The organism is Pseudomonas tructae (assembly GCF_004214895.1).
GTDB lineage: Bacteria > Pseudomonadota > Gammaproteobacteria > Pseudomonadales > Pseudomonadaceae > Aquipseudomonas > Aquipseudomonas tructae.
On sequence record NZ_CP035952.1, the window covers coordinates 544821 to 557426 of the forward strand.

General features: G+C 61.4%; 13 protein-coding genes. 9 read left to right on the top strand and 4 right to left on the bottom strand.

The annotated features are described in order from the left end of the window. Positions 1-63: 63 nt before the first annotated feature. Positions 64-1005 carry a phospholipase BipL gene (locus EXN22_RS02525; protein ID WP_130262324.1) on the top strand — a complete coding sequence of 314 codons (942 nt, stop codon included), beginning with the start codon at positions 64-66 and terminating at the stop codon, positions 1003-1005. Here EXN22_RS02525 and EXN22_RS02530 read toward each other — a convergent pair whose 3' ends face one another. Then, positions 1006-1755 carry a DUF2059 domain-containing protein gene (locus EXN22_RS02530; protein WP_130262326.1) on the bottom strand — a complete coding sequence of 250 codons (750 nt, stop codon included), beginning with the start codon at positions 1753-1755 and terminating at the stop codon, positions 1006-1008. A gap of 113 nt (positions 1756-1868) precedes the next feature. On the opposite strand from EXN22_RS02530, the gene EXN22_RS02535 reads away from it, so the two are divergent. Together EXN22_RS02535 and EXN22_RS02540 are read left to right on the top strand one after the other, a co-directional pair. Beyond that, complete coding sequence (locus tag EXN22_RS02535; protein WP_130262328.1) at positions 1869-2501, top strand: 2OG-Fe(II) oxygenase; 633 nt, start codon at positions 1869-1871, stop codon at positions 2499-2501. A 1-nt stretch (position 2502) separates the two neighbouring features. Beyond that, on the top strand, positions 2503-2985 hold the full coding sequence (locus EXN22_RS02540; protein ID WP_130262330.1) for a DUF523 domain-containing protein: 483 nt from the start codon (positions 2503-2505) through the stop codon (positions 2983-2985). A gap of 42 nt (positions 2986-3027) precedes the next feature. On the opposite strand, the gene EXN22_RS02545 is transcribed toward EXN22_RS02540, so the two are convergent. Beyond that, the gene (locus tag EXN22_RS02545) at positions 3028-3798 is read right to left on the bottom strand and encodes a transporter substrate-binding domain-containing protein (protein ID WP_130262332.1); all 771 of its coding nucleotides are present in this window, start codon (positions 3796-3798) and stop codon (positions 3028-3030) included. Positions 3799-4027: 229 nt separating this feature from the next. Here EXN22_RS02545 and EXN22_RS02550 point away from each other — a divergent pair, with 229 nt between their 5' ends. Continuing rightward, positions 4028-4501 (top strand): DUF4399 domain-containing protein, encoded by a 474-nt coding sequence (locus EXN22_RS02550; protein WP_130262334.1) that lies wholly within the window; start codon positions 4028-4030, stop codon positions 4499-4501. 83 nt (positions 4502-4584) lie between these two features. Here EXN22_RS02550 and serA read toward each other — a convergent pair whose 3' ends face one another. Next, positions 4585-5814, bottom strand: coding sequence for a phosphoglycerate dehydrogenase (gene serA / locus EXN22_RS02555; RefSeq protein ID WP_130262336.1), 1230 nt, complete (start codon positions 5812-5814; stop codon positions 4585-4587). Positions 5815-5987: 173 nt separating this feature from the next. Here serA and EXN22_RS02560 point away from each other — a divergent pair, with 173 nt between their 5' ends. From EXN22_RS02560 to EXN22_RS02575, 4 genes are all read left to right on the top strand, one after another. Next, on the top strand, positions 5988-7385 hold the full coding sequence (locus EXN22_RS02560) for an FAD-binding oxidoreductase (protein ID WP_130262338.1): 1398 nt from the start codon (positions 5988-5990) through the stop codon (positions 7383-7385). Between the two features lie 41 nt (positions 7386-7426). Then, entirely contained in the window at positions 7427-8092 is a 666-nt protein-coding gene (locus EXN22_RS02565; RefSeq protein WP_130262340.1) for a fumarylacetoacetate hydrolase family protein, read from the top strand. Positions 8093-8242: 150 nt separating this feature from the next. Further along, complete coding sequence (locus tag EXN22_RS02570; protein ID WP_130262342.1) at positions 8243-9175, top strand: SdiA-regulated domain-containing protein; 933 nt, start codon at positions 8243-8245, stop codon at positions 9173-9175. Positions 9176-9260: 85 nt separating this feature from the next. Further along, positions 9261-10169 carry an SdiA-regulated domain-containing protein gene (locus EXN22_RS02575; RefSeq protein ID WP_130262344.1) on the top strand — a complete coding sequence of 303 codons (909 nt, stop codon included), beginning with the start codon at positions 9261-9263 and terminating at the stop codon, positions 10167-10169. Between the two features lie 77 nt (positions 10170-10246). On the opposite strand, the gene rpiA is transcribed toward EXN22_RS02575, so the two are convergent. Continuing rightward, positions 10247-10918: a ribose-5-phosphate isomerase RpiA gene (gene rpiA, locus EXN22_RS02580; protein ID WP_130262346.1), complete on the bottom strand. Its 672-nt coding sequence runs from the start codon at positions 10916-10918 to the stop codon at positions 10247-10249. Positions 10919-11052: 134 nt separating this feature from the next. On the opposite strand from rpiA, the gene ilvA reads away from it, so the two are divergent. Beyond that, a complete protein-coding gene (ilvA, locus tag EXN22_RS02585) occupies positions 11053-12567 on the top strand; it encodes a threonine ammonia-lyase, biosynthetic (RefSeq protein WP_130262348.1) in 1515 nt (504 codons plus the stop codon). Positions 12568-12606: the final 39 nt, after the last annotated feature.

Sequence of the window (12606 nt, forward strand, 5' to 3'; positions counted from 1 at the left end):
ATGCTGGCGGCGACAGATGAATATCACAGGTCAATAACCCGCTTTTGCGTCTGGAAATCTTTTATGTCCGCGTCATTTCAGCCCGACTCCCTACGTGCCAGCCTGACTTCCCTGGCGGCGCGGCAGCCGCTGTCGACGCAGGCCCAGGCCTACCAGCGTTTTTATGGGTTGGACCTGCCAGCCCGTGACCAGCCCGTCGAACGCTGGCTCGGGCGCTTCGATGTCGCGGGGTTTGAGGTGGTCGGCCAGGTGTGGCTGCCACCTGCACCGGTGGCGACGCTGATTCTGCTACACGGCTTCTACGATCACATGGGCCTGTACCGGCATGTCATCGATTGGGCGCTGGACCAGCAGTATGCGGTGATCTCCTGCGACCTTCCCGGGCACGGGTTGTCCAGTGGCGAGCGGGCCAGCATCGATGACTTCGGGGTTTATCAGCACGTGCTGCAAGCGCTGTTCGAGCAGGCGCGCAGTGTGAACCTGCCGCAGCCCTGGCATCTGTTCGGGCAGAGCACCGGCGGGGCGATCATCGTCGATCATCTGTTGCATGGCGGCGCCCAGAGCCCGGCCCAGGGTGAGGTGATCCTGCTTGCGCCGCTGGTGCGGCCCCGTGCGTGGCGTTGGTCGAAGTTCAGCTATTGGATGCTCAGGCCCTTCGTCAACGGCATCGAACGGCGTTTCAGCGAGAACAGCAACGATCCGACCTTCCTGCCGTTCCTGCTGGCTGACCCGTTGCAACCAAGGCGCTTGCCTACGGCCTGGGTCGGGGCGTTGCTCGATTGGGTCAAACGCATTGAAGCGGCGCCGCACAGCCCGCGCCAGCCGCTGATCATCCAGGGCGAATGCGATATGACCGTCGACTGGCCGTACAACCTCAAGGTGCTCGGGGAGAAATTCGCTGCGCCGCGGACCCTGATGATCCCCGAGGCGCGGCATCACCTGGCCAATGAACTGCCGGCGATTCGCGCCCGCTACTTCGACTTCATCGACCAGCGCCTGGGCTGATCACTTCAGCTGCGAGGCGTCCTGGCCAACCGCGAGGCCGGCACGAATCGCTGCCAGGGCGGCCTTGTAGTAGGTCTTGCCTTCGGCAGACTCGGCAAAGGTGGCGAACTCTTCCAGCTCGGCATCGGACAGCTCGCGATAGACGTACAGCAGGGTATTGTTCAGCTCGCTGCCGATCTGTTCCATCAGGCGCTGGCGCTGGCCGTCGAGCAGGCCCTGGGCCTGGCCGCCGCCAAGCAGGCCGGGGATCATCTGGCTGAGGCTGTCGGCGGCGACCCCGGCAATCGCCAGGCTCACTTCGGCACCGGCTTCACGGGCTGGCAGCGCCTGAGCCAGGTGGCCAACGATTAGCAGGCGGTTGTCGCTGGCCTGGACCTTGGGCAGGCCCTTGGCATGCTTGGCCAACTGGTCGCGACGGGTGGCAAGCAGTTCGGCGGCAACGATCTTGCGCCCCAGCGGCGACTGGAAGAACGCCAGGGCCGGGGCCGGGTCGCTGAGGTTGGCGCGTAACTGGGTTTCGGCGCGCTTGTCCACGGCCTGAGCCTGGAAGCGCTGGTTGCTGTTGTTGACCAGCGCCTGGTAAACCGCAGGCGGCAAGCTGTTGCGATAGCGCTGTTGGGCGGCATCGAGGGCATCGGTAAAGTGGGCGCGCTGCTCAGGCCAGCCCGCCACCTTGTACAGTTGGTCGAGGCTGTCTGCCCAGACAGGCGTGGTGCAGATCATCATCAGCAGTAAAAACAAGCGGTGCATTCAGGGCTCCTGTCGGCAGGGCGCTATTGTCCTTGCCATGGCGGGGCTTTGTCGAGAAGCCATTGCATACTCTCGCCAAGTGGCGCTGTCGGATTTCGCAGCAGATCGATACTATGCGCGACATGCACATATCACCTGATGACCCCCTGCTGTCGCGCATCGTCGATGACCTGGCCACCCGTGGCTGGTCGCAGCAAGATACCTTTGTTCCAGAGTCTCTGACCCTGGCGCTGGCGGCCGAGTGCCGCAAACGCGCCGCCGAGGGTGAACTGGAACCGGCAGCGGTAGGCCGGGGCGTCTCCCAGGAAGTCCGCGAGGGCATCCGGGGCGACCGTATCCAGTGGCTGGAGCCTGGCCAGGCCGAGCCTTGCGACCACTACCTGGCGCTCATGAACAGCCTGCGTGAAGCGCTCAATCGCGGGTTGTTCCTCGGTCTTGAGGACTTCGAATGCCACTTCGCCCTGTACCCACCGGGTGCCTTCTATCGCAAGCATGTCGACCGCTTTCGCGATGACGACCGGCGCACGGTGTCTGCGGTGATCTACCTCAACCAGGACTGGCAGCCCGCGGACGGCGGCCAGTTACGCATGACCCTCAGGGGGGACGTCGAGCACGACGTGCAACCGATTGGCGGGTGCCTGGTAGTGTTCCTTTCCGGCGAATTCCCCCACGAGGTGTTGCCGGCTCATCGCGATCGCCTGTCGCTGACAGGCTGGTTCCGCCGCCGTGGCAACGAGCCGTTCTGAAATGGACAAGGTCCTGGTCAGTGCCTGCCTGCTTGGTCAGCCGGTGCGTTATGACGGACGTGCCAGTGGCCACCCGGACTTGCTCCAGCAGTGGCAGGCCGAGGGACGGGTCGTGCCGTTGTGCCCTGAAGTGGCAGGCGGCCTGCCAACGCCGCGGCCGCCAGCGGAGATCCCGGGCGGGCAGGGGGCTGCGGTGCTTGAGGGGGATACCCAGGTGCTGACCGTCACGGGCGAGGATGTCAGTGCGCAATTCCTGGCCGGGGCGCAGTTGGCATTGGCGCTGGTGCGCCGCCACGGCATCCGTATTGCGGTGCTCAAGTCCGGCAGCCCGTCGTGCGGCAATGCGCTGACCTATGATGGCACCTTCAGTGGCACCAAGGTTGCCGGTGAGGGCGTGACCACCGCGTTGCTGCGCCGCGAAGGGGTACGGGTGTTCAGTGAGCTGGAGCTTGAGGCGGCGCAGCGGGCTCTGAGGCGACTATGACATCATCGCGGGGCAAGCCCGCTCCTACACGGGTATCAGGCTTTACTTCGGTGGCTTGCTCGCATCCATCCCGAACCACTTCTGTGACAGCTCGCTCAACCGGCCGTCGGCCTTGATCCGCTGCAGGGCGTTGTCCACAGTATTTTTGAACGCCGGGTTGCCCTTCTGAAACGGAATTGCCAGGCTCAGGATCGGGCCCACTGTTGCACCTTTGCTGACCGGCTGCTGGCTGTCGCGAATGGCGTAGGGCACCAGCAGGCGATCGCTGATGGCGGCATCGATCTGGTCGCTGGCCACATCCTTGATCGGCTGGGTGGCATCCGGGTAGCTGCGCAGGTCCACACCCTCCACCGCTCGCGCTTGCTCGGCGAACTGGCTGCCCTGGACGACGCCCAGGCTATGGCCTTTGAGTGCATCTAGCGTGCTTGGCGGGCGCTTTTCTTCCTTGCGCACGATCAGTTGGGCGCTGGAGTAGGCGTAGGGGTCGCTGAAGTCAAAACGCTCCTTGAGCTCCGGGGTCGTGGCGATGTGGTTGATGGCCACGTCGTACCTGCCGCTTTCCACGCCTGGCAGCAAGTCTTTGGCTTCGACCACGACAAACTCGGCGCGTACATCCATTTCGCTGGCCAGCAAGCGCCCGAGCTCAACTTCGAAACCGTTCGGCTTGTCGTTTTCGTCCTTGAAATTGAACGACGGCATGTTGGCTTCGATGGCAATACGCAGTTCACCGCGCTCGTTGACGTCGTCGATCAGTTCGGCCTGTGCCCAAGGGCTGAGCAGCATGGCGAGGAGTACCCCGATGGCAAAACGCATTTAAGCCCCTTCAATGCTTGGCAGTAAAATCGTGGTCGCCGTGACTTTCTGTTGTTGTCAGGGTCGAACGCAACTTGAGACCGCGTCGGGTGGAGGATGTTTAACCGCCAGTGAAATATTTTCTCGCAGCGTGGTTAAACATGTTTTGTCGCATTTGGACTATGGTAATCCACCGTTGCCGTTCGTTCAGTGGCAAAGGGTTATTTGAAGTAAATCACAGGAGAAGTGAATGAAAAGCCTATTTTCGCGTGCAGCCGTCGCCGGCTTGCTGATGGGGGTCTCGGCGTTCGCCGCCGCTGAAGGCCTGAAGAGCCAGGAGCCGCCAAAAGACGCCAAGGTCTTCATCGTTTCCCCGGCCGATGGCGCCACGGTCGACAAGACCTTTACCGTCAAGTTCGGCATCGAGGGCATGGAGCTCAAGCCTGCGGGTGATCAGACCCCGCACAGCGGTCACCACCACTTGCTGGTGGATGTCGATAAAGAGCCTGCGGCCGACCAGGTACTGCCCACCAGCCTGCTGCCGGAAAACAAGGCGCCGCTGCCGGCCGGCCCGCAAGTGCTGCATTTTGGCAAGGCGCAGACCGAAGTCGAGCTGACCCTGACCCCGGGCAAGCACACCCTGCAACTGGTGCTGGGCGACAAGTTCCACGTGCCGTTCAAGCCGAGCGTCGAGTCGAAGAAAATCACCGTTACTGTTAAGTAACGGCTAGAAGCATCGCGGGGCAAGCCCGCTCCCACAGGTCAGTGTGGGAGCGGGCTTGCCCCGCGATTTGCCGCCTGAAAAACTTAGAACAGAACGCGGGAACGGATGGTGCCCTTGATGTGTTGCAGTTTTTCCTGGGCCAGGTCCGAGTACTCGGCATCAACGTCGATTACCACGTAACCGACTTTCTCGTTGGTCTGCAGGAACTGACCGGAGATGTTGATTGCGTTTTCGGCGAACACTTTGTTGATTTCGCTGAGTACGCCCGGAATGTTTTCGTGGATGTGCAGCAGACGGTGCTTGCCCGGGTGTGCCGGCAGGGCCACTTCAGGGAAGTTGACCGACGACACGGATGTACCGTTGTCGCTGTACTTGACCAGCTTCTCAGCCACTTCCAGACCGATGTTGGCCTGGGCTTCGGCGGTGGAACCGCCGATGTGCGGGGTCAGGATCACGTTGTCCAGGCCACGCAGCGGGCTTTCGAACTGCTCGTCGTTGGAGCGCGGCTCGACCGGGAACACGTCGATGGCGGCGCCGATCAGGTGCTTGTCCTTGATTGCCGCAGCCAGGTGATCCAGCTCGACCACGGTACCGCGGGCGGCGTTGATCAGGATCGAGCCTTTCTTCATCGCACGGATTTCTTTCTCGCCGATCATCCACTGGGTGGATGGCAGCTCCGGCACGTGCAGCGAGACGATATCGGCCAGGCCCAGCAGCTCGTGCAGGCTGGTGACCTGGGTAGCGTTGCCCAGTGGCAGCTTGGTCAGCGGGTCGTAGAAGAACACCTGCATGCCCAGGCCTTCGGCCAGGACCGACAGTTGGGTACCGATCGAGCCGTAGCCGACGATGCCCAGCTTCTTGCCGCGGATCTCGAAGGAGTTGGCCGCGCTCTTGATCCAGCCACCACGGTGGCAGGAAGCATTTTTCTCGGGGATGCCGCGCAGCAGCAGGATCGCTTCGGCCAGCACCAGCTCGGCCACCGAACGGGTGTTGGAGTAGGGCGCGTTGAACACGGCGATACCGCGCTCACGCGCGGCGTTCAGGTCAACCTGGTTGGTACCGATGCAGAAACAGCCGACAGCGACCAGTTTCTTGGCGCAGTCGAAAACCTCTTCGGTCAGTTGGGTGCGCGAGCGGATGCCGATGAAGTGGGCGTCGGCGATCTTTTCTTTCAACTCAGCGTCGGGCAGAGAACCGGTGAGGTACTCGATGCTGGTATACCCGGCGGCCTTGAGGACGTCCACGGCGGATTGGTGGACGCCTTCGAGAAGAAGGAACTTGATCTTGCTCTTATCGAGAGAAGTCTTGCTCATCTGCGTAAACCTGTGTCCCGGAGAAAAATGGCAGGGAAGTGAAGCTCTCGCAGCATCGGCCTGAAGCACGATCGGCGGGGGGGCGTATGCTAGCATGAGTACCCCCCGATACGCCCATCCCTGGGACGTGAAGAGTGCTCAGGGTGACTATGAATAGTTCGAGAGTTCTATCGATGACCAATCTTGCGCTGATTGATGAGCTGATGACCCTGGTAGAGCCCGGCAAGGTGCTGACCGACGCTGCCTCCCTTGATGCTTATGGCAAGGATTGGACCAAGCACTTCGCTCCCGCGCCCTCGGCCATCGTTTTTCCCAAGAGCATCGAACAGGTGCAGGCCATCGTCCGCTGGGCCAACCAGCACAAGGTCGCGCTGGTGCCGTCAGGCGGTCGCACCGGCTTGTCGGCAGCGGCGGTGGCGGCCAATGGCGAAGTGGTCGTGGCCTTCGACTACATGAACCAGATTCTGGACTTCAACGAGTTCGACCGCTCGGTGGTCTGTCAGCCGGGGGTGGTTACCCAACAGTTGCAGGATTTTGCCAAAGACAAGGGCCTTTATTACCCGGTGGACTTCGCCTCGGCAGGTTCCAGCCAGATTGGTGGCAATATCGCTACCAATGCCGGGGGAATCAAGGTAATTCGCTACGGCATGACCCGCAACTGGGTGGCCGGCCTCAAGGTCGTCACTGGCAAGGGCGACCTGCTTGAGTTGAACAAGGACCTGATCAAGAACGCCACAGGCTACGACCTGCGTCAGCTGTTCATCGGCGCCGAGGGTACCCTCGGTTTTGTGGTCGAGGCGACCATGCGCCTGGACCGGGCGCCGAACAACCTCACGGCCATGGTTCTCGGCACGCCGGACTTCGACTCGATCATGCCGGTGCTGCACGCCTTTCGCGCCAAGCTCGACCTGACAGCCTTCGAGTTCTTTTCCGACAAGGCGCTGGCCAAGATCATGGGCCGCGGCGACGTGCCCGCGCCATTCGAGACCGACTGCCCGTTCTATGTCTTGCTGGAGTTCGAAGCCAGCAACGAGGAGGTGGCCAACGATGCCCTGGCGACGTTCGAGCATTGTGTGGAGCAGGGCTGGGTGCTCGATGGCGTCATGAGTCAGAGTGAACAGCAACTGCAGAACTTGTGGAAGTTGCGTGAGTACATCTCCGAAACCATCTCCCACTGGACCCCGTACAAGAACGACATTTCGGTTACCGTGTCGAAAGTGCCGGCGTTTCTAAAGGACATTGACGCGATCGTCGCAGATAACTACCCGGATTTCGAAGTGGTCTGGTACGGCCACATCGGTGACGGCAACCTGCACCTGAACATCCTCAAACCGGAAAGCCTGAGCAAGGACGAGTTCTTTGCCAAATGCGCAACGGTGAACAAGTGGGTGTTCGAGACGGTCCAGAAGTACAACGGCTCGATATCTGCCGAGCACGGCGTGGGCATGACCAAGCGTGATTACTTGACCTACAGCCGCTCGCCGGTCGAAATCCAGTACATGAAAGCAGTGAAGGCGGCGTTCGACCCCAACGGGATCATGAACCCGGGCAAGATCTTCGCTGTCGAGTAATCCACAGGCACAAGAGCATCCAATAGCGCCAGGAGTCGGTAATGAGCTATCAGCACCAGTATGTAGACGGCACGCGTATTCATTTTGCGTTGGGCAAGGTGGTGTGCATCGGGCGCAACTATGCAGAGCACGCAGCAGAGCTGGATAACCCGATCCCGACTGAACCCCTGTTGTTCATCAAGCCAGGCAGTTGTGTGGTACCGCTTGAGGGTGGTTTCAAGATCCCGAGCGAGCGCGGTGCTGTGCACTACGAAACGGAAATCGCCGTGTTGCTCGGCAAGTCGCTGTCCACCCATCCGACCGAAGAAGAAGTGCTCGACGCCATCTCTGGCTTCGCACCTGCCCTGGACCTGACCCTGCGCGACCTGCAGGCGCAGTTGAAGGAAAAAGGCCTGCCGTGGGAGCGTTCCAAATGCTTCGATGGCGCCTGTGTGTTGCCGCCGTTCGTACCGGTCAGTGCTTTTGAAGACCTGGCTGACATCGGCATCCGTCTGACCCTCAACGGTGAAGTGCGCCAGGACGGCAACAGTGCGCTGATGCTCAATCCGATCGTGCCGATGATCCAGCACATGGCCACGCAGTTTTCGTTGCTGGCCGGTGATGTGATTCTCACCGGCACCCCGGTTGGCGTCGGCCCGCTCAATCCTGGCGATACGCTGGTAATAGAGCTGCCAGGCGTCAGCCGTTTCGAAGGCCAGGTGCTCTAAGCCGGCGGCCTGGCAGCCAGGAACACTGGCTGCTAGGCTGTCCGTCGGCTTTTGCCATTTTTTTCACAATCTATCCGGATAATGCCTGCGGACCTGGCTCAGCGAACGTGCCGGTAATGTGTTATCAACTGGCAAAAAGAGCACACATCCATGGCCACTCCGCTTCCTTCGAGCAACTCCCTGCCGCCTGCGCGCAAGCGTGGCCTGGCCTTGCGCTGGTCCACCTGGCTGGTGGCCGCAGCGATTATCGGCTACGGCGTGGCGATTGCCATGCATTGGGATGACCGTGGCTTGCTCTGGTTGCAGGAGCGTTTCGAAAGCAAGGTCGAACAACAGGCCAGCATCTGGTTGCCGGATTATCAAGTCGATATCGACGCCAAGGTGCTGCCGGGCATGGAGGATGATGAAGCTTCCGACCTGTCCTACAACCCGGTGAGCAAAACCCTGTTCGCAGTCATGGGCAAGAACCCGTTCCTGGTCGAATTGACCCTGGAAGGCGACGTGTTGCGCAAGATGCCTCTGGTAGGTTGGAGCAACCCTGAAGGCGTCGCGGTACTCGAGGGCGGGCGCCTGGCAATCGTCGATGAACGCACGCACAAAATGACCATCGTCACTCTGGCTGCTGATACCCGTTCGCTGAACATCACCGATTTCCCGCAGTACGACCTCGGCCCTTCGCAGAACCAGAACAAGGCCTTCGAGGCGGTGGCCTGGGACCCTATGCAGCAACGCATCATCCTCGGCGAAGAGCGGCCACCGGCGTTGTTTACCTGGCGCAGCGACGGCCATAGCCCGCTGACCGGTGACAAGCAGCCGCTGCCTAGCGAAGAACTGGACCTGCGCAACCTTTCTGCCCTTGGCGTTGACCCGCGCACCGGTCATCTGCTGGTGCTTTCGGCAGATTCCAACATGCTGCTGGAGCTGGACGAGAAGGGCGAGCAGGTCAGCTTCATGACCCTGCTCGGTGGCTTCAACGGTTTGAACAAGCGTATTCCGCGGGCTGAAGGCGTGGCGATGGACGAGAAGGGCACGCTGTACATCGTCAGTGAGCCGAACCTGTTCTATCGTTTTAACAAGCCCTGATTTCAGGCTTTTCCTACGCCGTGATTAAGTTTCGCTTCAGTTGAGTGTGGGAAGATTCAGGCTGTCACCTAATGAGTCCACCTGAATGCGCCGCTACATCCGTCTGCCGCTGATTTTCCTGGTGTTGAGCCTGCTTGCCTTGCTCCTTGTTGCTGTAGCGGGGCAGCAGTATCGATTGTTCGAGCGCGGCTGGTTCAACCTAAAGACCTGGTGGCAGCCGTTCGAACAAAGCATCGGCCTGGATCAATACCAGGTGGTGCTGGAGGCCAAGCCCATCGAGGGGCTGGATGAAGACATCTCGGCGCTGACCTTCGACCCTGATCGCAACAGCCTGTTCACCGTCACCAACAAAAGCCCTGAGCTGATCGAGCTGTCGCTGGATGGGCGCATCCTGCGTCGCGTACCGCTCACCGGCTTTGGTGATCCGGAGGCAGTGGAGTATGTCGGCGCCAATAGTTATGTCATCACCGATGAGCGCGAGCAGCGCTTGATTCGCGTGCGCCTCGACGACGACACCCCGTTTCTCGATGCCAAGGACGCCGAACAGCTGACCCTGGGCATCGGCCTCAATGGCAACAAGGGCTTTGAAGGCCTGGCCTATGACTCCGCCGGCAAGCGCCTGTTCGTGGCCAAGGAGCGTGACCCGATGCTGATCTACGAAGTCCACGGCTTCCCTCATGACAACCCCGAACAGCCGTACGCGGTGCATGTGGTGCAAGACCGCAAGCGCGATTCGCGGCTGTTCGTGCGTGACCTGTCGAGTTTGCAGTTCGATGAGCGCAGCGGCCACTTGCTGGCGCTGTCGGATGAGTCGCAGCTGGTGCTGGAGCTGGATGTGCAGGGTAAGCCGCTGAGTACCTTGTCACTGCGCAAAGGCTTTCAGGGCTTGAGCAAGAGTGTGCCGCAGGCCGAAGGCATCGCCATGGACGATGCCGGGACCATCTACCTGGTCAGCGAGCCGAACCTGTTTTACGTGTTCAAGAAGCCGCTGTAGGAGCGGGCTTGCCCCGCGATTGCGGTTAGCCTGGCACACCGCGATCGCGGGGCAAGCCCGCTCCTACACGCTAGGCATCAAGCCTTGAGGGTTTTCACGCCTTCTGCGGTGCCCAGCAACAGCAAGTCAGCCGGCCGCGCCGCGAACAGGCCATTGGTGACCACGCCAACGATGGCGTTGATCTGGCTTTCCAGTTCGACCGGGTTGGTGATCTGCAGGTTGTGCACATCCAGAATGATGTTGCCGTTGTCGGTCAGCACGCCTTCGCGGTACACCGGGTCGCCACCGAGCTTGACCAGCTGGCGTGCCACATGGCTGCGGGCCATGGGGATCACTTCGACCGGCAACGGGAAGGCGCCCAGCACCGGTACCAGCTTGCTGGCATCGGCGATGCAGATGAAGGTCTTGGCCACGGCGGCAACGATCTTCTCGCGGGTCAGGGCCGCGCCACCGCCCTTGATCAGGTTCAGGTGCTCGTCGCTTTCGTCGGTGCCATCGACGTAGAACTCCAGGTCGCTGACCGTGTTCAGCTCATACACTGGAATACCGTGACCCTTCAGGCGCTCGGCGGTCGCTTCGGAGCTGGCGACAGCGCCGTCGAAGGCGGTCTTGTGCTTGGCCAGGGCATCGATGAAGCAGTTGGCGGTCGAGCCGGTACCGACGCCGACGATGCTCTTGGCGTCGAGCTTGGGCAGAATGAAATCGACAGCGGCCTGGGCGACAGCCTGTTTGAGTTGGTCCTGGGTCATGCGGGCTCCGAAACGGGGAGGAGTATCTTAAAGGCGCCTAGTATAGCGGCTAAAACCCCGGCCTTGCTGTGGTCGCCCGACAGGGCGCTGGGGTAGACTCGCAAACCTCGCCCAACCGCTCAGTGATGCTTTCGATGCTCGAACAGTACGTCAAGAAGATCCTCACCTCGCGCGTTTACGACGTTGCCGTCGAAACTCCATTGCAGACCGCCGGCCAGCTGAGCAAGCGTCTGGGCAACAACATCCTGCTCAAGCGCGAAGACTTGCAGCCGGTGTTCTCTTTCAAGATCCGCGGTGCCTACAACAAGCTGGCCCAGCTCAGTGCCCAAGAGCTGGCCTGTGGCGTGGTCACTGCCTCGGCCGGCAACCATGCCCAGGGCGTGGCCCTGGCGGCCCGTGAGCTGGGGATCAAGGCCACCATCGTGATGCCCAAGACCACCCCCGAGATCAAGGTCGAAGGCGTGCGCTCGCGCGGAGGCAAGGTGGTGCTGCACGGTGATTCGTTCCCGGAGGCGCTGGCCTATTCGCTGAAGCTGGTGGACGAGAAGGGATTTGTCTACATCCACCCTTATGATGATCCGCACACCATCGCCGGGCAGGGCACCGTGGCCATGGAAATCCTCCGTCAGCACCCTGGCGAGCTGGACGCGATCTTCGTGCCGGTCGGTGGTGGCGGCCTGATCGCCGGTATCGCGGCCTATGTGAAGTACCTGCGCCCGGATATCAAGGTGATCGGCGTCGAGCCGGACGATTCCAACTGCCTGCAAGCCGCCATGGCTGCGGGCGAGCGTGTGGTGCTGCCCCAGGTCGGGCTGTTTGCTGATGGCGTGGCGGTGGCGCAAATTGGTCAGCACACCTTCGATATCTGCAAGGACCATGTCGACGAGGTGATCACCGTCAGTACCGACGAAATCTGCGCAGCAATCAAGGATATCTACGACGATACCCGCTCGATCACCGAACCTGCCGGCGCCCTGGGCGTCGCCGGGATCAAGAAGTACGTCGAGCTCAATGGCGTGACCGGGCAGACCCTGGTGGCCATCGACTCCGGCGCCAACGTCAACTTCGATCGCCTGCGCCATGTGGCCGAGCGCGCCGAGCTGGGTGAGGGCCGCGAAGCCATCATCGCCGTGACCATTCCCGAGCAGCCGGGCAGCTTCAAGGCCTTCTGCGAGGCGGTCGGCAAGCGCCAGATCACCGAGTTCAACTACCGTTACCATGCCGACGGCGAAGCGCACATCTTTGTTGGCGTGCAGACCCACCCGGATACCGACCCGCGCAGCGCTTTGATCCAAAGCCTGAGCGAGCAAGGCTTTCCGGTACTCGACCTGACCGACAACGAACTGGCCAAGCTGCACATCCGCCACATGGTCGGCGGCCACGCGGCGCGGGTCAGCGATGAGCTGGTGCTGCGCTTCGAATTCCCGGAGCGTCCGGGCGCGCTGTTCAACTTCCTCAACAAGCTGGGCGGGCGCTGGAATATCTCGATGTTCCACTACCGCAACCACGGCGCGGCCGATGGTCGCGTGGTCGCCGGCCTGCAGGTACCGGATGATGAGCGCCACCTGGTGCCGGCGGCATTGGCCAAGATTGGCTACCCGTACTGGGACGAAACCGATAACCCGGCGTACCGGCTGTTCCTGGGCTGAGCGTCTAGGCTTTTGGGCAACGCCTGAGGAAGATAAAAG